The sequence below is a fragment of the Acinetobacter sp. ANC 3832 genome, from assembly GCF_002135415.1.
GTDB lineage: Bacteria > Pseudomonadota > Gammaproteobacteria > Pseudomonadales > Moraxellaceae > Acinetobacter.
Genome location: NZ_NEGJ01000001.1, coordinates 476,343 through 501,956, shown reverse-complemented (window position 1 = coordinate 501,956; position 25,614 = coordinate 476,343). Strand labels below are relative to the sequence as shown.

General features: G+C 39.7%; 13 protein-coding genes. 12 read left to right on the top strand and 1 reads right to left on the bottom strand.

From position 1 onward, the window contains the following. Positions 1-11 precede the first annotated feature (11 nt). From B9T35_RS02365 to B9T35_RS02345, 5 genes are all read left to right on the top strand, one after another. Positions 12-6,167, top strand: a complete 6,156-nt coding sequence (locus B9T35_RS02365) for an Ig-like domain-containing protein (RefSeq protein ID WP_213033344.1) — start codon at positions 12-14, stop codon at positions 6,165-6,167. 181 nt (positions 6,168-6,348) lie between these two features. Further along, on the top strand, positions 6,349-10,608 hold the full coding sequence (locus B9T35_RS02360) for a BapA/Bap/LapF family large adhesin (protein ID WP_086189513.1): 4,260 nt from the start codon (positions 6,349-6,351) through the stop codon (positions 10,606-10,608). Positions 10,609-10,861: 253 nt separating this feature from the next. Then, positions 10,862-12,421: a TolC family protein gene (locus B9T35_RS02355; RefSeq protein ID WP_086189512.1), complete on the top strand. Its 1,560-nt coding sequence runs from the start codon at positions 10,862-10,864 to the stop codon at positions 12,419-12,421. After that, the gene (locus B9T35_RS02350; protein WP_086189511.1) at positions 12,418-14,544 is read left to right on the top strand and encodes a type I secretion system permease/ATPase; all 2,127 of its coding nucleotides are present in this window, start codon (positions 12,418-12,420) and stop codon (positions 14,542-14,544) included. The genes B9T35_RS02355 and B9T35_RS02350 overlap by 4 nt, the downstream gene beginning before the upstream one ends. A gap of 106 nt (positions 14,545-14,650) precedes the next feature. Continuing rightward, the gene (locus B9T35_RS02345; protein WP_086189536.1) at positions 14,651-15,802 is read left to right on the top strand and encodes an HlyD family type I secretion periplasmic adaptor subunit; all 1,152 of its coding nucleotides are present in this window, start codon (positions 14,651-14,653) and stop codon (positions 15,800-15,802) included. A 119-nt stretch (positions 15,803-15,921) separates the two neighbouring features. Here B9T35_RS02345 and B9T35_RS02340 read toward each other — a convergent pair whose 3' ends face one another. Beyond that, a complete protein-coding gene (locus tag B9T35_RS02340) occupies positions 15,922-16,815 on the bottom strand; it encodes a LysR family transcriptional regulator (RefSeq protein WP_086189510.1) in 894 nt (297 codons plus the stop codon). 164 nt (positions 16,816-16,979) lie between these two features. Between B9T35_RS02340 and B9T35_RS02335 the strand changes: the two genes are divergently transcribed. The 7 genes from B9T35_RS02335 (at position 16,980) to B9T35_RS02305 (ending at position 25,597) form a co-directional block, all read left to right on the top strand. Then, a complete protein-coding gene (locus B9T35_RS02335) occupies positions 16,980-18,497 on the top strand; it encodes a CoA-acylating methylmalonate-semialdehyde dehydrogenase (RefSeq protein WP_086189509.1) in 1,518 nt (505 codons plus the stop codon). A gap of 11 nt (positions 18,498-18,508) precedes the next feature. Next, a complete protein-coding gene (gene mmsB, locus B9T35_RS02330; protein ID WP_086189508.1) occupies positions 18,509-19,399 on the top strand; it encodes a 3-hydroxyisobutyrate dehydrogenase in 891 nt (296 codons plus the stop codon). A gap of 86 nt (positions 19,400-19,485) precedes the next feature. Then, a complete protein-coding gene (locus B9T35_RS02325; protein WP_086189507.1) occupies positions 19,486-21,138 on the top strand; it encodes an AMP-binding protein in 1,653 nt (550 codons plus the stop codon). Positions 21,139-21,159: 21 nt separating this feature from the next. Then, a complete protein-coding gene (locus B9T35_RS02320) occupies positions 21,160-22,287 on the top strand; it encodes an acyl-CoA dehydrogenase family protein (RefSeq protein WP_086189506.1) in 1,128 nt (375 codons plus the stop codon). A gap of 26 nt (positions 22,288-22,313) precedes the next feature. After that, positions 22,314-23,087, top strand: coding sequence for an enoyl-CoA hydratase (locus B9T35_RS02315; RefSeq protein ID WP_086189505.1), 774 nt, complete (start codon positions 22,314-22,316; stop codon positions 23,085-23,087). 15 nt (positions 23,088-23,102) lie between these two features. After that, complete coding sequence (locus tag B9T35_RS02310) at positions 23,103-24,137, top strand: enoyl-CoA hydratase/isomerase family protein (RefSeq protein ID WP_086189535.1); 1,035 nt, start codon at positions 23,103-23,105, stop codon at positions 24,135-24,137. Between the two features lie 119 nt (positions 24,138-24,256). After that, a complete protein-coding gene (locus B9T35_RS02305; RefSeq protein ID WP_086189504.1) occupies positions 24,257-25,597 on the top strand; it encodes an MFS transporter in 1,341 nt (446 codons plus the stop codon). Positions 25,598-25,614 lie beyond the last annotated feature (17 nt).

Sequence of the window (25,614 nt, the reverse complement as noted above, 5' to 3'; positions counted from 1 at the left end):
TGACAGATGATGTGGGAGCTATACAAGGTCCATTGAAATCAGGTGATTCAACAGATGACACTACACCAACGCTTACAGGTAAGGCTGAGCCAGGTAATGTGGTTACTGTTTATGATGATGGTAAACCAGTGGGCAGTGTTGTTGCAGATCCAAGTGGTAACTGGAACTACACGGTACCTGCACCTGGTCTAACTGAAGGTGAGCATGCGATCACAGCAACACAAGCAGATCCTGCGGGCAATACCAGTGCGCCTACTTCGCCATTTGATGTGGTGATAGACACGACAATTCCAGTGGCAAGTGCTGTGATTACTGGTGTGACGGATGATACAGGTGTTAATGCACACGATTACATTACCAATGACAACACCTTAATTATTAATGGTAATACTACAGCACCATTAGCGACTGGAGACAAAGTCCAAGTTCGTATTGATGGTGGTCAGTGGGCTGATGCGAAAGTCAATGCAGATGGCACATGGTCATATGACAACACAGCGAATCCATTCACAGATGGCAATCATGTTGTAGAAGCTCGTGTGATTGATGCAGCGGGTAACTACACGCCATTGGTTAAACAAGACATTACGATTGATACGCTTGCACCAATTGATAGCCCAACAAGCATTGATTCAGTGATGGATGATGTGGGTTCAGTTCAAGGTCCGATTACAAATAGCGTAGACAGCAAAACAGATGACACACGTCCAGACATCAGTGGTAAAGCACCAGTAGATGCCGATCATGTGAACATCTATGACAATGGTAAATTGTTGGGTACAGCGACAGTTAAAGCTGATGGTACTTGGACATTTACTCCTGAGACTCCTTTGACTGCGGGTCCACACAGCTTAACAGCGGTTGCGGAAGACAAAGCGGGTAACGTTAGTCCTGCGTCAGCGCCATGGCAGTTTGGTGTGGTCGGCGATGCACCACCAGCACCGACGATTCAAACCGTTGCAGATGATTTTGGTAGTGTACAAGGTCCAATCCAAAAAAATGGTGTGACAGATGACAAGACACCAACCATTAGTGGTACTGCTCAACCAGGTTCAGTGGTTCATGTTTATGTTGATGGTAAAGAAGTCGGGACAGCAACGGTTAGCCCAGATAAAACATGGTCATTAGAGCTACCTGATTTAGGTGTAGATGGACCGAAGAACATCACAGCACAAGCGGTTGATGCTGCAGGGCAAGCAAGTCCAATGACAGGTGAATATCCAATTATCTTGGATACGACTGCACCAGCAAAACCAGGGACAATAACTGCAGAAGATGATGTTGGTCCGAAAGTAGGTGACATTAAACCAGGTGATACGACTGATGACACCACACCAAGCCTAAGTGGTACAGGTGAACCGGGTGACAAAGTCACGATCTATGACAATGGTCAACCAGTTGGTTCGACGACAGTTAAACCCGATGGTACATGGTCATATACACCAGATGCACCATTGGTGGAAGGTCCACATAAAATTGAAGTGAGTCAAACTGACCCTGCGGGCAATGAAAGTCCGAAGAGTGATCCACTTGATTTCACAGTGGATAGCAGTGCGGTTCAAATTACAATTTCAGCAAGCGATAACCAAGAACCAAACGTGGGTCCGATTGCGAAAGGTGGTTTGACCAATGACAATACACCTGTGCTTTCAGGAACCACGAAAGCTGGTCAAGTAGTTACGATTAAAGACGAAGCAGGCAAAACTGTAGGTAGTGCAACAGCAGATGCGAATGGTAAATGGTCAGTAGAACTACCGACTCAAGCTGATGGTGCACATACCTATACAGCATCAACGACATTACCAAGTGGTGTTGTTGCAGAAGCAAAAACTGATTTCACCATTGACAGCACAGCACCAGTAGCACCAAGTGTTGATTCGGTGACAGATGATGTGGGAGCTATACAAGGTCCATTGAAATCAGGTGATTCAACAGATGACACTACACCAACGCTTACAGGTAAGGCTGAGCCAGGTAATGTGGTTACTGTTTATGATGATGGTAAACCAGTGGGCAGTGTTGTTGCAGATCCAAGTGGTAACTGGAACTACACGGTACCTGCACCTGGTCTAACTGAAGGTGAGCATGCGATCACAGCAACACAAACAGATCCTGCGGGTAACGTAAGTGCACCATCAGCACCATTTGATGTTGTTATTGATATTACGCCACCAACGGTTACAGCAACAATCACAGGCATTACAGACGATACAGGTACTGTAGGCGACTTCATCACTAAAGATCCAACATTGATCATTAGTGGGAAAGTGTCTGACGCGAGTCAAATCCAAGCGGGTGATAAGGTTCAAGTCAGTGTTGATGGTGGTAAGTGGGTAGATGCGACATTAAAAGCAGATGGCACATGGTCATATGACAACACAGTAAATCCATTAACAGAAGGTAAGCATGTTGTAGAAGCACGAGTTGTAGACAAGGCAGGTAATGCAGGGTCGATGACCAGTCAAGATGTCACGATTGATACTATGCCACCAAATCCTTTAAGCGATTTAGACTTAAAAGATGATGTTGGAGAAGTCCAAGGAACCATTCCAAATAATGGATTTACTGACGATACTCGTCCAGAATTTACTGGTAAAGCCCCAGCAGATGTAAGTGTGGTAAATGTTTATGACAACGGTCAGTTAATTGGTTCAACCACAGTTAACCCAGATGGTACATGGAGTTTTACACCAGATGTTTCATTAACTGGTGGGCAACATAGTTTAACGGCAACACCTATTGATGTGGCGGGTAATGAAGGTCCAGTCACAACGCCATGGGTATTTGATTTATTGGTTACTCCACCTCAATCACCTGTAATTACAAGCGTTGAAGATAACTTTGGTAGTGTGACAGGTCCAATTGAAAAGACTGTTGGTGTAACAGACGATAAAATGCCAACAGTAAGTGGTACAGGTGAAATAGGCACAACGATTCATGTTTATAGTGCTGGTGTTGTAGTTGGTACGGCTATAGTTCAACCAGATGGCACATGGTCAGTTGAAGTAAGTGATCTAGGTGTTGATGGGGTTAAAGACTTAACTGCGCAAGCTGTTGATAAAGCTGGACAGCTAAGTCCAATTACGGGTGACTTCAGTTTTATTCTGGATACAGCAGCACCAGCTAAACCAACATTAGCAGCAGATGATAATGTTGGTAAAGTACAAGGTCCAATTCATTCTGGTGATGTAACTGATGACACTACGCCAACTTTTAGTGGTCAAGGGGAACCAAATAGTGCTGTTAAGATTGTAGATAATGGTGTTGAAATTGGTACAGTATACGTAAAACCAGATGGGACATGGAGTTTTACACCAACGACGCCACTTGATAATGGTTCACATCTAGTCACTGTAACTCAAACAGATCCAGCCGGAAATAAGAGCATTCCGAGCGATCCATTAAGTTTTGAAGTAGATGATCGTAATGTAAAAATCACGATTGAAGCTTCAGATAATGAACAGCCAATTATTGGTCCGATTATGCAAGGTGGTTATACCAATGATGATACTCCAGTATTATCAGGTACAACGGATGCAGGTGCTATCGTTACAATTACTGATAAAGATGGTAAAGCTATTGTTTCAGTAACAGCCGATGTTAATGGTATATGGACAACAGAGCTACCACACCAGGCTGATGGAGCACAGGCATATACTGCAACTGCTAAATTAGCGAATGGTGATACAGCGGAAGCAAGTATTGACTTTAATATCGATACTACTAAACCAGTTGGTTTAACAATTGATTCAGTGATGGATGATGTGGGGTTAATACAAGGTCCATTAACATCAGGTGATCATAGTGATGACACTACACCAACGCTTGCAGGTACAGCAGAAGCGTTTAACTGGGTCAATATTTATGACAATAACCAGCTGGTTGGTAGTATTCAAGCCGATGGAAATGGTCATTGGAGTTATACAATTCCAACTCCAGGTTTGGCGGATGGTCTACATGCATTAACTGCGACCCAAACGGATAAAGCGGGTAATGTGAGTGATCCGACAGCACCATTTGATGTGGTTGTAGATACAATAGCACCAACGGATAAGGCAGCTGTAATTTCGATTTCAGATGATACGGGTACTCTAGGTGATTATGTTACTAGCGATAACACATTAATTATCAATGCTAAACCGATAGTTCCTTTAGATGCTGGTGATAAGGTTCAGATCACTTTAGATGGTGGTGTAACTTGGCTTGATGCAACAAACAACGGTAATGGTACGTGGAGTTATGATAATACAGGTCATGTTCTAGCAGACGGTACGTATAAGTTTGGTGCACGTGTTGTTGATCAAGCTGGTAATTTAGGACAGCAGACCCTAACAGAAGTTGTGATTGATACAGTATTGGAACCAGCTCCGACTATCAATATGAGTAATTATCAGGATAATGGTGACTTAGCTACTGATTTCTATTCGAATGATGATCAATTTACATTAAACGTAACGGGTGAAAAAGGCGCTCAGGTTGTTTACCAAACTTTGATTGATGGTCAATGGACGGATTTAAATACAGCAACAATCGGTGCTGATGGTACTTCATCTTATGATGTGGATTGGTCAAAACTTGCGCTTGATAATGTAGATCGTAAGTTCCGCGCTGTAGTGACAGATCTTGCAGGTAATACAGCAACAACCTATGTGGGTGGTACGACAGAAGCAACGGCACAAAACTATAAAATTGATAATGTAGCTGCACAGGGTTATTTTGACTACTCTAATAGTACTTCAAATGCTACTGGTGGCTTAAATACCAAAGGTGCTTTCTTCCAATTTAGTGAAGCTGGTGAGCGTGTTTTCACAATTTATAAAGAAGATTACCGTGGTGCTGGGCATGATGAAAATAGTCAACAAATTGGCGCAGATGTCATATTTAAAACGGATGCCAATGGTAAATTAGATGTTGCAAGCGCATTGAGTTATCTTGATCCATTTAAAAACTATGTATTCAAAACAGTTGATGCTGCAGGTAATGTTTCAGTTACAGATAAGTACATTAATGTTCTTACTGATCCACTAAAAGCATATACGTCAGGTAACTATGTACAGTGGTATTACAAACCATATAACAACTTGAAAGAGTTTAGTGCATCTGCATTCATGGAAACAGATGGAGTTAACTTCTATAACGATGCAGCCAATTTAGCTGGTTTTGCGACACGTTTTGATGGTACAGGTTATTGGGGTGAAACAAGCGTTTACCTGACTTTAGCTGATGGTAGTAAATTCAGTGATGGTTCTAGCCAAAAAGTTACAACGGTCGATGAAAATGGTTATTGGGAATATAGTTATAACGGCTTCAATCCTGTAAATGCTGGTCAACTTGCAGGGGTAAGATTGGTTGCAACTCATTTGCAAGACTTGGCAGAGACAGATACAGCGAACTACCGTGTTGATCTTGATATTCATGCTTTTAAAAATGGCGGGAATAATGGTACTGCTGTTTATCAAGTTGTTGGTTCATATAGTAATATTAATGCACCGATTCAGTACTTTAAAGGTCAAGCAGATACAGGTGCTCATGATTGGAAAGCTTCAATTGACCATCAGGTATATACCAGTACACGAGACAATGACGCATTCTATTCAAACGGTGTTGCAACAACAGTTATCTATAAGGTACTTGATACAGTAACAGCTGAGATGAATAGTGGTGGTTTATACCTAGGAGAGACTGGTACAACAATTGGCAATGGTTATGGTTCACAGTTTGATCTAGATACCTTTGGTAATAGTAATACTAATGGTTGGATAGACCGTAATGGTGATGACCGAATCTCGATTAATACAACAGGTAAAGACTTTGTTGATGTGAATGGTGATGGTATCTATGACGGCTTAACTGGTAAAGGTACTGATGTTGGTATGCATGTGACGGATATGTGGAATCATTTTGATGCATCGAAAGACAAAATTGATTTGACAGATTGGATGGCACAAATCAAGGCAGAAACAGGTACGACAGTGAACAGCATCAATATTAGTCAGTTCTTGCAAGAACATGATGTTATCAATGCGAAAACTGGTGCAGTATCAACAGTATTAAGTATAGATAGAGATGGTGCGGGTAGTGTTTATCAATCGACACAGTTCCTAACATTAGAGAATTCAGGTCATATTGATTTTAATGATCTATTGAAAAATAACATTATTTATTAATAAATTGAAGAAACACCATCTATGTAAATAGGTGGTGTTTTATCTTTAGGTAGAATAAAACAATAAAAACTAAAAAAGTGTTAACTGGTTTGCATAAAACTAGCTATAATGTACAAAAAACACACATTAAAACATTTCATCTTGCTACCAATAAAAAAGTAGCGTCACAAAGGTAATAAATATGTCGACTAATGAAATTACATCTTCCGATTATAAATCTGGCACAAAGGTTACATTAGTAATTCGTGATGCCATTACCAATAACGTATTAGATACTGTAGTAATGCAAGTAGCGCCAAATGGTAGTTTTACTTACACAACAGATCAGTTTATTAATGGTGAAATTGTAACCATATCTGGTACCAATAAACAAAATTTACCATATTCACAAGAAGTTACATTGTTAGATTTTAAAGCACCAGATGCACCGACTGCAGTTATTAATGGTCAAGGTACAAGTGTAACGGGTCATGCTGAGTCTGGTTCAACCGTTAAAATTAAAGATGCTAATGATCAAATTATCGGATCTGCAATTGCAGATGTGAGTGGTAATTATCAAGTTACTCTTAATCCAGCACAAGCAAATGGGCAAGATTTAAAAGTAACAGCAACAGATCCATCACAAAATGAGTCTGATCCTACAGCAGTACATGCACCAGATATTACTCCACCTGAAAAACCAACAGATGTAGTAATTAATGATGCAGGAACAGTTGTTACAGGTAAGGCTGAACCAAAAGCAACAATTGAAGTTAAAGACCCTGCTGGCAATGTGATTGGTACAGGTACAACTGATGCTAGTGGTAATTTTACAGTCAACGTTAATCCTGCTCAAAATAATGGTCAAACTTTAGATGTTACAGCGACTGATGCTGCACACAACCCTTCAGCACCTGCGGAAGTAGTCGCAAATAATATGGCACCTGTTATTACAGCAGCAGTTGTTGACCCAACTACAGGCGCGAGCATTGTAGGTAAAGTAAGTGAAACTGCAACAATTGTTGTTAAAGATGCAGCTGGGAATATACTTGGTACGGGTACAACTGATGCAAATGGTAATTTCACAGTTAGCCTGAACCCTGCACAAAACAATGGTGAGCACGTATTTGTTACAGCAACAGATACAGCACCAATACCAAAACAATCTGAAGTTTTTGATGCGCAAGGTAAAGATAATACTGCACCAAATGCACCTACTGATCTTGCAGTAGTTGATGGTGGTACAACGGTTACAGGTAAAGCTGAACCAAAATCAACAATAGAAGTAAAAGATGCTGCTGGCCAAGTGATTGGTACAGGTACAACTGATACAAGTGGTAATTTTGCGGTAACAGTCGCACCTAAACAAGCAAATGGTGAAGATCTAACTGTAAATGCAACAGATGCTTCTGGTAATAAATCTCCAGATGCACCTGTTCATGCGCCGGATATTACTGCACCAAATACACCTACTGATCTTGCAGTAGTTGATGGTGGTACAACGGTTACAGGTAAAGCGGAACCGAACTCGAAAGTTGAGGTCAAAGATCCTACTGGTCAAGTGATTGGTACAGGCACGACTGATGCGAGTGGTAACTTTGCGGTGACAGTAGCGCCTAAACAAGCAAATGGTGAAGATTTAGCTGTAAATGCAACAGATGCATCTGGTAATAAATCTCCAGATGCGCCTGTTCATGCACCAGATATTACAGCACCGAATGCACCTACTAATCTTGCAGTAGTTGATGGTGGTACAACTGTTACAGGTAAAGCAGAACCGAACTCTAAAGTTGAAGTTAAAGATCCTGCTGGTCAAGTGATTGGTACAGGTACGACTGATGCGAGCGGTAATTTTGCGGTGACAGTCTCGCCTAAACAGGCAAATGGTGAAGATTTAACAGTAAATGCAACAGATGCTTCTGGTAATAAATCTCCAGATGCACCTGTTCATGCGCCGGATATTACTGCACCAGATGTACCTACTGATCTTGCAGTAGTTAATGGCGGTACAACGGTTACAGGTAAAGCGGAACCGAACTCCAAAGTTGAGGTTAAAGATCCTACAGGTCACGTGATTGGTACGGGTACGGCTGATGCGAGTGGTAATTTTGCAGTAACAGTCGCACCTAAACAAGCAAATGGTGAAGATTTAACAGTAAATGCAACGGATGTAGCAGGTAATAAATCTCCAGATGCACCTGTTCATGCGCCAGATATTACAGCTCCTGAAGTCAATAATTTGGCATTTAATAGTCAAGGAACACAAGTTACGGGTACTTCAGAACCAAATGCACAAATAGAAGTTAAAGATGTAAATGGCAATGTGATTGGGCGAGCAACTACAGGAGCAGATGGTAAGTTTACTGTAGATCTTGGTAAAGTATATGGTGCAGGTCAGCTTGTAAATGTTACGGGTACAGATGCTGCGGGTAATACAAGTGTTCCTAAATCAGTAAATGCACCAATGTTATTACAAGCAAATAATGATGTAGTACATGCAGATATTGATCTTGGTTTCACAACAACGAGTTCTAAATACACAGAAACCAAGTCTTTCGGTTCGGTATTTAAATTCCTTGGTATTCCTATACTTGGCTGTAACGCGACTGAAATTAACTTTAATGTTGGTGATACACAAAAAACCAATGTTGACATTAAAGCAACGAATTTTGGTTTTGCATCATTGTTTGATGCAGTGAAAGTAACGCTTTATAAGCAAAATGATAAAGGGAATTGGGAAAAAGTTGCATCAAATACAGATGTTGGCTTATTCAATAAGTTCTTCTTATTTTTCCCTGAGCAAGCACGCATTAAAACAGGTGATTTAGCACAAGGTAATTATAAGATCATTGCTGAAGACTTAACATTATTTAGCTTCCTTTCTGTAAATAGCTTAAATGTTACATATGATACTGTAACAAAATCTGCAAATTTAGAAGCACTGAAAGCCAATGTTGTTTCTGGTAATGTAATGTCTGATGACGTAACTACTGCTGGAACAACTGTTACGAAAATTATCAATTCTGACGGTAAATCGGTTGATGTATCTGCGACTGGTTCAACAACTTTGGTAGGTAAATTTGGAACAATGCTGATTAAAGCGGATGGTTCTTATTCATATACACCAAATAAAGATGCAAGTGTTGTTGGTAAAGTAGATGCTTTCAGCTATACGATTAAAGACCAAGCGGGTAATACATCACAAGCAAAAGTATATGTTCAAATTGGTTCTGATGAAGTGAAAGTAGAGTGGGATCCAACGGATCCTTCGAAATCAGGTACGATGTTACATCTATATAATGATTTTGATGTTGTTAAATCTACTTTGGTTCAAACAACAAGCCAGTCATCTGTAAATTCAGGAACAATTTGCACATCATTTAATAAGTCTGCAGCTGTTACTTCAAATATATTTAAAGTAGATGCAAACTCAGAATCAACCATTAAAGTTGCATTTAAAGCTGCATTTGCGAAATCTTTATTTGGTGGTCAGTACTCTACCACTCAAGATCCTGATGATACGACATTTAAATGGCAGTTACAGAAATACAATGACAAAACAGGTCAATGGGAAAATGTAACGGGTGCAAATGGTTCTAAATACTTTAATTCAACTTTCTCTAATAGTGTTAACAGTGGTAATGAGCTGTTAAGTGCTGAAGTAAAAGTAACCGAAGCTGGCCAATACCGTGTGAACTTTAATACTTCAACTGGATGGGGTGGCTGGTCATCGAATTACGACACATCAATTCAAGTGACTACTCAAAACCATGACAGTTGGACTGTCAATAATAATGGTACTGCTTCAGGTAACATTTTCACTGGTGTAGGTGTTGAAACTGCAAATATTGATGCACTTGGTATTGGTAGCAAATTATCAATTTCTACTGATGGTGGTGCAACGTTTAAAGCTGTAGCAACTTCTGGAACAACAGTTCAAGGTTTATTTGGGTCATTAACGATTCAAGCAGACGGTACATATAGTTATGCACAGAAATCGAGTGCAGCGGGAACTGAAGACTTTGTTTATAAAGTAACCAATAGCAATGGCGAAACAGCGACTGCACATTTGAATATTGCTTTCGAACAAACAATTCAGGGCTCTGCAGGTGCTGATACTTTTACTGCTGATTCTGTTATGCATGTACTTCAAATGGGTGCTGGTGCAGATATCGTTAAATTTACTGCACTTAATTCAGTGTCAGGTCATGGTGATACATGGACTGATTTCTCGAAAGCTGAAGGTGATAAAATTGATATTCAATCACTGTTAAGCGGTAAAGGTGTAACAGCTCAAACGATCAGCCAATATGTCACTGTAGAGCAAGATGGTAATAACTCTATCGTGAAAATTGATCTTGACGGTAAAGGTGCTCAATATACTCCTCAAGAGCTTGTGATTCTTCAGAATAATCACTTGAATTTGGATGATTTATTACAAGGTAATCACCTAGTTTTCTAATCTTGACATAATCTTTGTTATTTTTAAAAAAAGAGAGTTACGACTCTCTTTTTTATTTTCTAAATTTATGTTTAGATACATATAGTTCTAGTGTAGAATCAAATTTAATCAATGTTGTTCAATACGATAAAAGCAAAAGTATGATTTGCTGGAATTTAATATAGTGTCAGAATAGAAATTCCCGTATAGGAAAATTTAAAATAAATCGAATGCTGAGAATTAATTAAAAGCTATTTCTAGGTGCAGTTTGCGAATGTGTAAAGCTAAAAAGCCATCTATTTCTTTCAAAAGTTTAAGTACATTAGTCGGTCTAACCGTATGTATTCATACCTCCGTATATGCACAAGAACAAAGTTATTTGAAAAGTTTTACAAATGGTGTGCAGAGTTTAATTAAACCTAAAGAAGATCAGTCGTATACGACTGCTCAGATGCAAGAGTTGTCCAACTTCCAATTTGAACCACAAGGAGACTTAGAAGAACTTCCTGTGATTCGCTCATCTGCTGTCGTGGGACAAAAAGCCTCTTTAAAAAATTTGTATACAGAAGGTCTTTCAACAACGCCTAATAATGTTGCACAACAAAGAGTGTTGAGTATTGACGAAGCTGTACAAATCGCAGTAAAACGGAATCCGAATATTGCTCAATCGATTGCAACTTTGGCCTCTCAAAATGCCAATATTGATGTAGCAAAAGCGGGTTATTATCCGCAACTGAGTGCAGGAATGAATACAGGTGACTTTACTGCGAGTGATCGTGGGCGTCAGGTGTATACCATGCAAGCGAGTCAGTTGCTCTATGATTTCGGTAAGGTTAAATCAAGCGTAGATACACAAAAGAATAAAATGACGGCTGAACAAGCCAATGTTTTATTGAGTATTGATGATATTTCAGCGCAAACATCTCGCGCAATTTTAGGGCTTTTGAAATATAGAGCACTGGTTAAAATTGCACAAGATCAAGTGGTTGGTGTAACACGCTTGTATGATATTGCACGACTCAGAGCAAATGCAGGGATTAGCAGTAATGCCGATCCAGTGCAAGCACAGAGTTATGTAGAATATTCAAAATCCTATTTAATTGCACAACAAAATTTCTTAAAACAAGAAGAGCAAAAAATAAAAACATTATTGGGTATTGATGTGAGCCAAACTGATTTTACTGTACCAGATGAGTTGGTGAATAAGTCGGGTTTATATGATGTTCCATCCATGAATACCATTCCATCCATGATTGCAGCGAAAGCTGAAATTGATGTTGCAAAAAGTCAGAAAAAACAAACAGAGCTCAGTCGTTACCCAACCATTTCTTTGGTTGGATCTGTGAATAAAGCATTAAATGGGATTAATCCAAATACTGGCGTAGAAAACGATACTGATAGTTCAATTTCTGTTTCGATGTCGAGTAACTTTTATCAAGGAGGGGCTGTCGGGTCTCAAGTAAAAGCGGCTGGCTTTGCAGAACAAGCTGCGAGATCAAAACTCAATGCGACGTATTTAAATATTTTAGATGCGACCAGAACAGCTCGAGAAAATATTGAGAATACAGACAAACAAATTTGGGTTTTATTAGATCGCGAACGTTCTACTGGCAAAACAAGAGAACTTTACGAAGAACAATACAAACTAGGCAAACGCTCTATTTTAGATTTATTAAGCTCAGAACAGTCATATCATAGTTCAAGATCAGAAAGAGAATCAGCTCGCTTTGATATTTATGACACCATTGCTGTGTATATCAATGTGACGGGCAAAAGTAGAGAAATATATCATTTAAATAATACTAAAATTCAAGGGTTTGAAGTTCAGCCATGAATAAAACACTAGATTATCAGCCTTGGCTGCAAGCTCTCATTACGGTTGCACAGCATTATCGCATACAGCCTTCTGAAGAGCAGATACGATTACAATTAGATTGGAACAAATATCAAAACGTTGATGATCTACTTGCGATTATGACACGTCAGATGGGATTAAATGTTCGTAAAGCAGACTTTACGGTTGATGCATTAAATCCATGGCGTTTACCTGTCGTTGTCGAATTTAATGATGGGCAAGTTGCTGTCATTGAAAAAGTAGATCTTCAAGGTAATGCAAGTCTACAACTTAGCGGTGATCAAGGACTTTCACAGACTTTTAACGTACAAGAGTTAAAAGCCAATGCGAAGCAAGTGTATATATTTAGACCAGAGACGTCAGTGCCTGATGCTCGTGTGGATGAATATATTAAGCCCTATGAGAAAAGCTGGTTTTGGGACATCGTCTTAAAAGACTGGAAACGCTATACCGATATTATGGTCGCTTCCATGATGGCCAATATTTTGGCATTAGCGACCATTATCTTTTCCATGCAGGTTTATGACCGAGTTGTACCATCCCAATCTGAACCAACATTATGGGTTCTAGCGGGTGGTGTACTGATTGCAGCCGTTTTTGAATTCGCTTTACGAATTGCACGTGTTTATCTTTCCGATATTATTGGTAAGCGTGCAGATTTAAAAATTTCTGACCGGGTATTTGGACATGCTTTACGTATTCGTAATAAAGATCGTTCAAAATCTACAGGCTCTTTTATTTCACAAATCCGTGAGTTAGAAGGTGTACGTGAACTTGTAACGTCTACAACCATTAGTGCTGTCGCAGATTTACCATTCTTCTTCTTATTCCTCGTGATCTTCTGGATCATTGGTGGCAACATTTTTTGGGTGATGCTCCTTGTTGTTCCATTGATGTTGATTCCTGGTTTTATGGCGCAGAAAAAACTTGCGCAATTGGCGAAAGAGGGGATGCGTGAATCTTCGATTCGTAATGCAATTTTGGTCGAAGCTGTACAAGGTATTGAAGATATTAAGTTGTTACGTGCTGAAGCTCGATTCCAAAATCAATGGAATCACATGAATGAAGTATCTGCTGACATTAGTATGCGTCAAAGAAAGATCACAGGCTGGTTAAATGCTTGGACACAAAAAATCCAAGGTTTGACCTATGCAATTGTCGTTTTGGTGGGTTGTTTTGCTGTAATGAAAGGCGATATGACGACGGGTGCATTAGTTGCTTGTTCAATTTTATCTTCACGTATGTTGGCACCTATTTCGCAAATTACAGGCGTATTAGGTCGTTGGCAACAAGCGAAAGTCGCGAAAGAAGGTCTAGACGAGTTAATGAAAAAACCTGTCGATCGTCCTGATCGTGCTCAGTTGATTCACCGTAAAGTGATTACTGGGGATTATGAGTTTAAAGGTGTGGTATTTAAATATAGTGATGAAGATCCACGTCCATCTCTTATTTTGCCGCAATTGAAAATTCGTGCAGGTGAAAAAGTTGCAATCCTTGGTCGTAATGGTGCAGGTAAATCTACATTATTACAGTTACTTTCGGGTATGCAATTACCTGTGCAAGGTAAAATTAGCTTAGATGGTATTGATCAATCATTGCTTGATCCTGATGATCTCCGTCGAGATATGGGATTATTGAATCAAAATGCAATGTTATTCTTTGGTACGATTCGTGAAAACTTAACGTTGGGTGCTCCTTTAGCGACAGATCAAGAAATTGTTCGTGCGTTAAAAATTACCAATGCTTTAGAAATTGTTGAGCAGAAGAAAGAAGGTTTAGATCATTTAGTGCTTGAAGGTGGTATGGGCTTCTCAGGCGGTCAACGCCAAGCATTACTTTTGACGCGTTTATTGTTGCGTAATCCTAATATTGTACTTTTGGATGAACCGACTGCATCTATTGATGATGTATCTGAGAAACTATTAATTCATCATTTAAAAGATTGGTTAGGACATCGTACTTTGGTTGTTGCTACCCATCGACCTGCTGTTTTGCAACTGGTGGATCGTATTATTGTGATTCATGACGGTAAAATCGTAAAAGATGGCCCGCGTGATGCAATATTAAATCCTGGTAATCAGCCAAATGCAGGAGGAGCTTAGCATGAGCCAAGAACAACAAGAACAAAAACTGCCAGAACAAGCTAAGCCTCAAGCTCAAAGCGAAGTTGCGCCAGATATTTTACATCGCCCAACCAATCCATCTGCAATGAGTTTTTCAGAACCGCCATTACCTAAATCTACTTTTGTGATTTGGATTATAGCGATCGGTTTATTGGTTTTTCTGCTTTGGGCATGTATGTTCAAATTAGAAGAAGTATCAACGGGTACAGGTAAAGTCATTCCATCTTCTAAAGAGCAAACGATTCAGTCTTTAGATGGCGGTGTGTTAACACAATTAGATGTGAAAGAAGGGGATATTGTTCAGAAAGGACAAACTTTAGCGCAACTCGATCCGACCCGTTTTGAGTCGCAAGTCGGTGAAAGTCAGACTAAACTTTTAGCAACGCAAGCAACAGCTGCACGTTTAGAAGCTGAAGTTAATGGTACGAATATCGTATTCCCGAAAGAAGTTTTGGTAATGCCAAATTTGGTTCGAGAAGAAACAGCCTTATATACTTCACGCCGTGCTAATTTAGATGAATCGATTACAGGTTTAAAACGTGCTTTGGCATTGGTTCAAAATGAATTACAAATGACACAACCATTGGTTGCAAAAGGTGCAGCTTCTGAAGTTGAAGTATTACGTTTAAAGCGTGATATCAATAATTTTGAAAATCAAATTAATGACAAGCGTAATGACTATTATGTGAAATCTCGTGAAGAGTTAGCGAAAGCAAACTCTGATATTCAGTCACTTCAACAAGTCGTTGCAGGTCGTACTGACTCAGTCAAACGTTCTACCTTTAAAGCCCCAGTTCGTGGTGTTGTGAAAGAAATTTCAGTTACCACGATTGGTGGTGTTGTTCCTCAAAATGGTAAACTCATGACGATTGTACCGATTGATGAACAGCTTTTAATTGAAGCGCGTATTTCACCTCGTGATATTGCTTTTATCCATCCAGGTCAGGCAGCACTTGTGAAAATCACAGCCTATGATTATTCAATCTATGGTGGTTTGGAAGGTAAAGTTACGGTTATTTCACCGGATACGATTCGTGATGAAGTGAAACAAGATCAATTCTATTATCGTGTTTATATTCGGACCAATACCGATAAGTTGGTGAATAAAGCAGGTAAATCGTTCTCTATTACACCAGGTATGGTGGCATCTGTAGATATTCGTACAGGTCAGAAAACAATTATTGAATACTTGTTGAAACCATTCAACAAAGCGAAAGAAGCACTACGTGAACGTTAGAACAAGTTAATTTGTATTAAAAAAAGCCAATCTAAAGATTGGCTTTTTTTATCGCTTCAAATAAAAATTGCTATGTAGTTGATGAATCCTAAATTGATATGTTGAGAGCGCTTCAATATTTAACGAGCATTTAAATCCATCAATAAATTTTGTTGAACATCGACCTGTTTACGTAAGAAGTCCCAGACTAATTTGATTCTAGGTTCATGTTGTAAATCAACCAAAGTCAGCATCCAAAAAGTATGGATAAAACGAACTTGTTGAGCAAGCACTTGTTCTAGTTCTGGTTTATCTACGGTCAAAAATTTGGGTAATATGGCGAGACCTGCACCTGCACTCACGGCAATTTGCTGTGCCAAAATACTGCTACTACGGAAATTTGCAGTTAATTGTAAAGGGAGACGTTCTAAGCAATACAGTTCAGGGCTATAGACCAAATCATCAATATAATTCACGAAGCGATGTTGAGTTAAATCATCCAAATGATGAATCGGTGGGTTTTGTGCTAAGTAGCTTTTACTGCCATAAATTTTTAAACAATAATCAGTCAATCGAGTAATGATATAAGGACCAGATTTGGGACGATCAATCGAAATCACAATATCGGCTTCACGATGCGATAGCTTAATCATCTTCGGAACAGGGATAAGATCAATAGTTAGTAAAGGATAGTGTTGAGAAAACTCAGCCAAAAGAGTAGCTAAAAAAGCAGTACCAAAACCTTCTGGTGTACCAATGCGCACTCGACCTTCAAGCGGTTGATGGGGTTGTGCTATTTGTAAAAAAGCCTGTTCCATTTGTTCAATACGTGGGACTAAAGCACTTCCTTCAATGGTTAACTCATAGCCCGTTGCTTCACGTTTAAATAATTGTGTGCCTAAAGCTAGTTCTAAGGCTTGAATTCGCCTTGCCACTGTACTGTGTTCAACCCCAATGATTCGAGCTGCATTGGTCAATGTTTTAGCACGTGCCAAAACTAAAAAAATGTGTAAATGATCCCAATCTACTTTCATCTTATTTGTACATCCTGTGCAAAATTGCACAATCATCGTGCAACAATTTCCGTTGGTGGTCAAAGTTTTATTTGTTAGTCTCATGCTATAGCAAAACAAAAATATTATTATTCAAGTATTTGTTTTGCAAAAGAATCAATATAAAAATTGCCTATGGAGAGGTCATGAATACCATTCAGAAAATAGAATTAAGCCGTGCAAAATTGCTGATTAATGGTGAATTTGTTGATTCACAAACGCAAGAGTGGCATGACATTGTCAATCCCGCAACTCAAGAAGTGATTGGACAAGTGCCTTTTGCAACACATGATGAAGTTAATGCTGCAATTGCCGCGGCACAAAATGCTTTTGAAGGATGGAGACAAACACCGATTCAAGCACGCATGCGTATTATGCTGAAGCTCCAAGCTTTAATTCGTGCTCAAGCAAAAAGTATTGCTCAAGTACTGACTGCGGAACAAGGCAAAACCTTGGCAGATGCTGAAGGTGATATTCAACGTGGGTTGGAAGTGGTTGAACATGCCTGTTCAATCGGTACTTTACAAATGGGTGAATATGTTGAAGGGGTTGCTAATGGTGTTGATACTTATACTTTACAACAACCTTTAGGTGTTTGTGCAGGCATCACACCTTTCAATTTTCCAGCGATGATTCCATTGTGGATGTTCCCAATGGCGATTGTTTGCGGTAACACCTTCGTTTTAAAACCGTCTGAGCAAGATCCGCTTTCAACCATGATGTTGGTTGAATTGGCAATTGAAGCTGGTATTCCAGCAGGTGTGTTGAACGTGGTACATGGTGGCAAAGAAGTGGTCGATATGCTGTGTACACATACAGATATTAAAGCTTTATCTTTTGTCGGTTCTACTACAGTGGGTACGCATGTTTACAATTTGGCAGGTCAGCATGGTAAACGTGCACAGTGCATGATGGGTGCAAAAAATCATGTTGTTGTGATGCCTGATGCCAATAAAGAACAGACTTTAAATGCCTTGGTCGGTGCTGCATTTGGTGCTGCAGGTCAGCGTTGTATGGCACTTTCAGTTGCAGTCATGGTTGGTGAAAGCAAACAATGGATTAATGATTTGGTCACGAAAACTAAAACATTAAGTGTCAATGCAGGGCATGAACCGAATACCGATATTGGACCTGTAATTTCACCACGCGCAAAAGCACGTGTGATTGATTTGATTAATAGTGGTGTTGAACAAGGGGCTGAATTATTACTGGATGGTCGTCATATTCAAGTAAAAGGCTATGAGCAAGGTAACTTTGTTGGCGCGACTATTTTTAATCAAGTCACGACAGATATGCGGATTTATAAAGAAGAAGTTTTTGGTCCAGTGTTGGCCATTATTTGTGTCGATAGTTTAGACGAAGCCATTGAACTGATTAATGTCAATCCATTTGGTAATGGTGTTGGATTATTTACCCAAAGTGGAGCAACAGCACGAACATTCCAACATAAAATCAATATTGGTCAAGTTGGTATTAATATTCCAATTCCAGTACCTGTTCCATTTTTTAGCTTCACAGGTTCACGCGGTTCTAAACTCGGTGATTTGGGTCCTTATGGCAAACAAGCTGTGCAATTTTACACACAGACCAAAACCATTACCAGTCGTTGGTTTGAAGACAATCAAGATGCGGGCGGTGTAAACACCACCATCAGTCTACGCTAAGGAGAGTGATGATGAAGATTGCCTTTATTGGATTGGGAAACATGGGTGGATCAATGGCTCAGAACCTGTTGAAAGCAAGGCAAGAAGTCTTTGGTTACGACTTGAATGAAAAAGCATTACAACATTTTGCTGAAAGTGGTGGTGTAGTTTGTAGCAGTCCGCAAGCCGCAGCAAAAGAAGCCGATTTAGTGATTACCATGTTACCTGCGGCTAAACATGTTCGTGATGTTTATTTAGGTGAGGAGGGTGTGCTTGCTGTATTAAAAGCAGGCAGTTTATGTATTGATAGCAGTACCATTGATCCGCAAACCATTAAAGATATTGCCGCAATAGGTAAAACAAAAAAGATCAGTATTTGTGATGCACCTGTTTCAGGTGGCACGATTGGTGCTCAAGCAGGAACGCTTACCTTTATGGTCGGAGCAGATGAGCAAACCTTTAAAGCCGTTGGAACAGTGCTTGGTTTTATGGGTAAAAATATTGTGTATTGTGGTGATGTCGGTACAGGTCAAGTGGCAAAAATTTGCAACAATTTGATCTTAGGCATTTCAATGACCGCTGTAGCAGAAGGAATGGCGCTCGGTGTAAAACTCGGGATTGATCCGCAAGCATTGGCAGGGGTGATTAATAGTTCAAGTGGCCGTTGCTGGAGTTCGGAAGTTTGTAACCCGTGGCCAGATATTTGTGCCAATGCACCTGCATCCCGAGGTTATCAAGATGGCTTTGCCACACAACTGATGTTGAAAGATTTAGGTCTTGCGATTGAAGCAGCAGGGCAAGTGAAGCAACCGATTTTATTGGGTGGATTAGTGCAACAACTCTATCAACAGCTTTGCTTACAAGGAAATGCAAGCTTAGATTTTTCCAGTATTATCCAACAGTATTTACCCCATCAGCAATAAAAGTGATAGCAAACGGATTGCGGCAGAATTGCTCAAAATAATGTCCTTGTCGTGAATAAGAAAAAATTTAGACTGAGGTTAGAAAAATGTTGAATTATCAAGAAGCAGCACAAGCATTTGACTTACAAAAGGCTGCAAGTGAATTGTTATCAGGTTCTTTAGATTCGCTGAATGCGTGTTATGAATGTTGTGATCGTCATGCTGACTCAGACAAAGTCGCTTTATATTGGCGAGCGAAGGATGGACGTAAAGAACAATATACTTTTAGCCAGTTAAAAAAATGGTCAAGTCAATTTGCCAATTTTTTAAAGTCGCAAGGTGTGGAAAAAGGTGATCGTGTTTCTGGATTATTGCCGCGGACACCCGAATTGATTATTACCATCTTAGCGACATGGCGAATTGGCGCAGTGTATCAACCTTTGTTTACCGCCTTTGGTTCAAAAGCCATTGAGCATCGTGTGCAAGTGGCAAAAAGTAAATTGGTGGTCACGGATGTCGGTAATCGTGAAAAATTAGATGATGTACAAGAATGTCCTGCAATTGTCACAGTGGTAGATCAACAAGGCACTGCATTAAATCCTGAAGATTTTAACTTTTGGCAAGAATTGAATCAGCAGTCTTCAGAATGTGATTTGGTCATGCTGAATATGAATGATCCTTTCTTGCTAATGTTTACCTCAGGTACGACAGGTTTGGCGAAGCCGTTGGAAGTACCCCTCAAAGCATTGGTTGCTTATGGGCGCTATATGCAAGATGCGATTGGTTTAAAAGGCGATGAAGCATTTTGGAATATCGCAGACCCAGGTTGGGCGTATGGTTTGTATTATGGCATTACAGGACCTCTGCTCATCGGACATTCAACTTTATTCTATGAAGGTGGTTTTAGTATTGAAAGCCTGTGTCAAATCGTAAAAGAATATCAAATTACCAATTTAGCCGGTGCACCAACAGCATATCGGATGATGATGGCGGCTGATCCGACTCAAATGGCTCAATTACGTGGACAATTTGATAGAGTTAGTAGTGCAGGAGAGCCTTTAAATCCAGAAGTGATTCGTTGGTTTAAACAAGTTTTAGATGCACCCATTTATGACCACTATGGGCAAACAGAAGTGGGGATGGTGGTGTGTAATCATCATGGTTTAGAACATTCAATTCGTGCAGGGGCTGCAGGTTTTCCAAGTCCAGGTTATCGCATTGCAGTTGTCAATGAACAAGGTGAAGAAATGCCTGCCGATACACCGGGAATTCTTGCAGTCGACGTCAGTCAGTCACCGATGATGTGGTTCTCAGGTTATAAAGAAAGCCGTAAATCACCTTTTATTGGGCATTATTATTTAACGGGTGATACCGCAGAAATTCATGCAGATGGCAGTATGAGTTTTGTGGGGCGAAGTGATGATGTGATCACGACATCGGGTTATCGTATTGGACCTTTTGATGTGGAAAGTGCTTTGTTAGAGCATGATGCTGTGGTTGAAGCGGCTGTTGTCGGTGTGCCAGATGCAGAACGAACTGAAATTGTGAAAGCTTTTGTGATTTTGACCGAAGATGCTGAACCATCAGAAAGCCTTGCAGAGGAATTAAGCCAGTTTGTGAAAAAACGTCTTTCAGCACATGCTTATCCAAGACAAGTTGAATTTGTCGCTGAATTACCAAAAACACCGAGTGGCAAAATTCAACGTTTTTTACTTCGTAATCAGGAGATCACGAAGCAACAAGCTACAAGTGCGAACTAATATATAGACAGGGATTGAACGATGCAATTTACAGAAGAACAAGTCTTAATTCGTGATATGGCGCAAAGCTTTGCGCAAGAACAAATTAAACCCTATGCCAGTGAATGGGATCATAAATGTATCTTTCCTGCACAAGCTTTACAGCAAATGGGACAGCTAGGTTTCATGGGAATGCTTGTTCCAGAAGAATGGGGTGGTTCAGGTACTGGAAATTTGGCGTATGTTCTGGCACTTGAAGAAGTCGCTGCTGCTGATGGTGCGACTTCAACCATTATGAGTGTGCATAATTCTGTAGGTTGTGTCCCAATCTTAAAATTTGGGAATAATGAACAAAAACAACGCTTTTTAGTGCCTTTAGCCAAAGGTGAAATGATTGGAGCTTTCGCATTAACTGAACCGCATACAGGTTCAGATGCTGCTGCGATTAAAACCCGTGCTGTAAAAGACGGTGATGATTATATTTTGAATGGTGCAAAGCAATTCATTACTTCTGGGGATAATGCAGGTGTGATTATTGTCTTTGCTGTGACTGATCCCAGTGCAGGAAAAAAAGGAATCAGTGCATTTTTGGTTCCACGTGAAGCCCAAGGTTATGAAGTGATTCGTGTAGAAGAAAAACTCGGTCTACATGCGTCAGATACCTGTCAAATTGCCTTAACAGATGTCCGCATTCACAAAAGTCTCATGTTAGGAAAAGAGGGTGATGGCTTAAAAATTGCCTTGTCTAACTTAGAAGGTGGGCGTATTGGAATTGCAGCTCAAGCCGTTGGTTTAGCACGTGCTGCTTTAGAGGAAGCGACACGATATGCAAAAGAACGAGTCGCTTTCGGTAAGCCTATTTTTGAACAACAAGCAATTGCATTTAGATTAGCAAGCATGGCGACCGAAATTGAAGCGGCAAGACAATTGATGCATTACGCTGCACGCTTAAAAGAAGCAGGGCAGCCGTGTCTCAATGAAGCTTCTATGGCGAAATTATTTGCTTCAGAAATGACAGAACGAGTTTGTTCTAAAGCCTTACAGATTTTTGGTGGTTATGGTTATTTAAAAGATTTCCCTATCGAGCGCATTTATCGTGATGCTCGAATCTGCCAAATTTATGAAGGTACCAGTGATATTCAGCGTTTAGTGATAGCACGTAGTTTATAAAAATGAAGGTAAATAAGGAAAAGATGATGAGTTGGGAAACGATTCTATTAGAAAAGAAAAATGGTGTAGGTCTTATTACCTTAAACCGTCCAAAAGCTTTAAATGCTTTAAATACAGAATTGATTAGTGAAGTGAATCAGGTGCTTGATCAATTAGAAAAAGATCCTGAAATTGGCTGTATTGTACTAACGGGCTCAGAAAAAGCCTTTGCTGCTGGGGCTGATATTAAAGAAATGACGGAATTAAGTTTCCCTAATATTTATTTTGATGATTTCTTTAGCCTTGCAGATCGAATTGCACAACGCCGTAAGCCTTTAATTGCTGCAGTGAGTGGCTATGCTTTAGGTGGAGGCTGTGAGTTGGCGTTGATGTGTGATTTTATTTATTGTGCGGATAATGCCAAATTTGCGTTGCCCGAAGTGACCTTGGGCGTACTTCCTGGCATTGGTGGAACACAGCGTTTAACACTGGCAGTAGGTAAAGCCAAAGCAATGGAAATGTGTTTAACCGCTCGTCAAATGGGTGCGCAAGAAGCAGAACAAAGTGGCTTGGTTGCACGAGTTTTTAGCAAAGAAGAATTATTAGAACAAACCTTACAAGCGGCTGAAAAAATTGCAGAAAATTCATTAACCGCTGTAATGATGATTAAAGAATCCATCAATCGTACTTTTGAAGTTAGTCTTGCAGAAGGCTTACGCTTTGAACGCCGTACTTTCCATTCAATTTTTGCGACACTGGATCAGAAAGAAGGCATGCGTGCATTTGTAGAAAAACGTCCAGCCAAATTTACCAATCAATGAGGTTGAATGAACAGTATGAACATAGAAAATAATATAGCAGTGAGCACACAAGGTGCTTTGGGAATGATTACTTTAGATCGGCCCACTCATTTAAATGCTTTGTCGCTAAGTATGATTAATGGTATTCGAAATCAACTCGATCTTTGGCGTGATGATGCCAATGTTCAAGCAGTATTAATCAATTCAAATAGTCCAAAAGCTTTCTGCGCAGGCGGTGATATTCGTTATTTATACGATTCTTACCAAGCAGGGAATACAGATTATCAGGATTATTTTGCTGCTGAATACAGTATGTTGACAGCAATACGTCAATTTAAAAAACCAATTTTGGTATTTTTAGATGGCTATGTTTTAGGTGGTGGATTCGGTTTAGCACAAGCCTGTCATATTATCGTGAGCAGTGAAAAATCACGTTTTGCCATGCCAGAAACAGCGATTGGCTTTTTCCCTGATGTTGGCGCGACTCATTTCCTTTCTCGTTTAGATGATATTGGTGTGTATTTAGCAATGAGTGGAGAGCAAATCAGTAGTAGTGATGCTCTGTATTTAGATTTGATTGATTACCATGTACCCAGTGAGCGCTTAGTAGAATTGCAAACCGCAATTTCGAAACTGCCTCATTTAAATAAAGAACAGATAGAACAAACTATTGCTCGTTTTATTACAAATCCGAAAGAAAGTGAATTAATGAAATTGGCAGAAGTGATTCATGCCCATTTTGCGTATCAAACGGTTAAGGAAATTGAGCAAAGCTTAGCGAATGAAAACAATCCTGAGCATCAAGCATGGACACAAAAAATATTGGGAATTTTGCAACAACGTTCTTTGGTTGCAAAGCAAACTAGTCTGAAATTACAGCAAGTGGGGCGTGGTTTATCGCTTGAGCAATGTATGCAGCTTGAACGTGATCTACAAAATATTTGGTTTGATCATGGTGATTTAATGGAAGGTGTACGTGCCTTAATTATTGATAAAGACAAACAACCAAAATGGCAGTCACATAATCCTAAATTGGTTCAAATTTTAGAGAATTTGACAGCATTTGCATAAATCTAAAAGTTTTAAAAAATCATTGATCTAGAGAGAATGTTTTAGCACTGAATTGGGCATGAATAATCGTAATAAATGGATATTAAAATGTAAGTACTCAAGGAATCAGAGGTGAATATATGGAACAACAAGGAACATCTATAGGGACGAAAAAATCTTCACATCGGCTTGCTGGTATTTCTAGCATGGTCGGAACAACTATTGAGTGGTATGACTTTTTTATTTACGGTGCTGCTGCCGCACTTATTTTTAATAAACTTTTCTTTCCCAATTTAGATCCTTTAATGGGTGTTTTGGCTGCTTTTGCTACATATACCGTAGGCTTTATTGGTCGCCCATTAGGTGGCATTGTTTTTGGTCATTTTGGCGACAAAATTGGGCGTAAGTCAATGTTACTATTAACACTGATGTTAATGGGTATCCCAACCGTTCTGATTGGCTTATTGCCTACTTTTGAGAGCATTGGATATTGGGCTACTGTTTTCCTCGTGATTTTACGCTTTGTGCAAGGCATGGCGATGGGGGGTGAATGGGGCGGAGCCGTTTTGATGGCGGTTGAACATGCACCCGAAGGACAAAAGGGTTTTTGGGGAAGTTTACCTCAAGCCAGTACGGGCGCAGGTCTATTGCTCGCATCGCTTGCATTGGGCGCTGTTTCGTTACTTCCTGAATCTGCTTTATTTAGTTGGGGATGGCGCTTACCGTTTCTAGCGAGTATTTTACTTTTAGGTGTAGGTATATATATTCGAGTGAAAGTACCTGAGTCACCTGATTTTGAAAAAGTAAAAGCTAAAGCTGAAGAAGTAAAAATTCCTGCATTACAAGTTTTTAAAAATCATCCAAAACAAGTGATTTTAATTATTTTGGCACGTGCTGCTGAAAATGCATGGTTTTATATTGCTTCTACTTTTGCACTGGCATATACAACGACACAATTAGGTTTACCACGGCAAGAGATTTTATTTGCAACCATTTGCGGGGCAGGTGTCATTATGTTTATGACACCGCTCTGTGGTCATTTGTCAGATAAAGTCGGACAGCGAAATATGTTTATGTTTGGGTTGATTGTACTTGCATTGTATTGTTATCCATTCTTTAGCATGTTGAGCACCAAAGAGCCTGTATTGGTTTGGACCGCAATAGTACTTGCGATAGGAGTTGTTTTTCCGATTATGTATGCACCACAAGCTCAGCTTTTTGCGCGAGAGTTTCCACCCGAAATTCGCTATAGTGGAATTTCAATTTCAGTACAATTTGCAGGGATATTGGGTGGTGGTTTAGCACCAATTATTGCAACCAAATTATTGAGTATAGGTCACGGGAACCCTTATCTCATTTCAATTTATATTGGGAGTATGGCTGTCGTTGCAATTTTTTGTACGTGCTTTATGCAAAGAGATGGTAAACAACAATATGATCAGAAATATGTTCAAAAAACACGTTTAGATCAAGTTTCATAAATTAAATAGTCATGATA

Coding starts and splice junctions, on each gene's coding strand:
- B9T35_RS02360 (WP_086189513.1), top strand. CDS start 6,349: ATGTCGACTAATGAAATTACATCTTCCGATTATAAATCTGGCACAAAG.
- B9T35_RS02355 (WP_086189512.1), top strand. CDS start 10,862: ATGTGTAAAGCTAAAAAGCCATCTATTTCTTTCAAAAGTTTAAGTACA.
- B9T35_RS02350 (WP_086189511.1), top strand. CDS start 12,418: ATGAATAAAACACTAGATTATCAGCCTTGGCTGCAAGCTCTCATTACG.
- B9T35_RS02345 (WP_086189536.1), top strand. CDS start 14,651: ATGAGTTTTTCAGAACCGCCATTACCTAAATCTACTTTTGTGATTTGG.
- B9T35_RS02340 (WP_086189510.1), bottom strand. CDS start 16,815: ATGAAAGTAGATTGGGATCATTTACACATTTTTTTAGTTTTGGCACGT.
- B9T35_RS02335 (WP_086189509.1), top strand. CDS start 16,980: ATGAATACCATTCAGAAAATAGAATTAAGCCGTGCAAAATTGCTGATT.
- mmsB (WP_086189508.1), top strand. CDS start 18,509: ATGAAGATTGCCTTTATTGGATTGGGAAACATGGGTGGATCAATGGCT.
- B9T35_RS02325 (WP_086189507.1), top strand. CDS start 19,486: ATGTTGAATTATCAAGAAGCAGCACAAGCATTTGACTTACAAAAGGCT.
- B9T35_RS02320 (WP_086189506.1), top strand. CDS start 21,160: ATGCAATTTACAGAAGAACAAGTCTTAATTCGTGATATGGCGCAAAGC.
- B9T35_RS02315 (WP_086189505.1), top strand. CDS start 22,314: ATGAGTTGGGAAACGATTCTATTAGAAAAGAAAAATGGTGTAGGTCTT.
- B9T35_RS02310 (WP_086189535.1), top strand. CDS start 23,103: ATGAACATAGAAAATAATATAGCAGTGAGCACACAAGGTGCTTTGGGA.
- B9T35_RS02305 (WP_086189504.1), top strand. CDS start 24,257: ATGGAACAACAAGGAACATCTATAGGGACGAAAAAATCTTCACATCGG.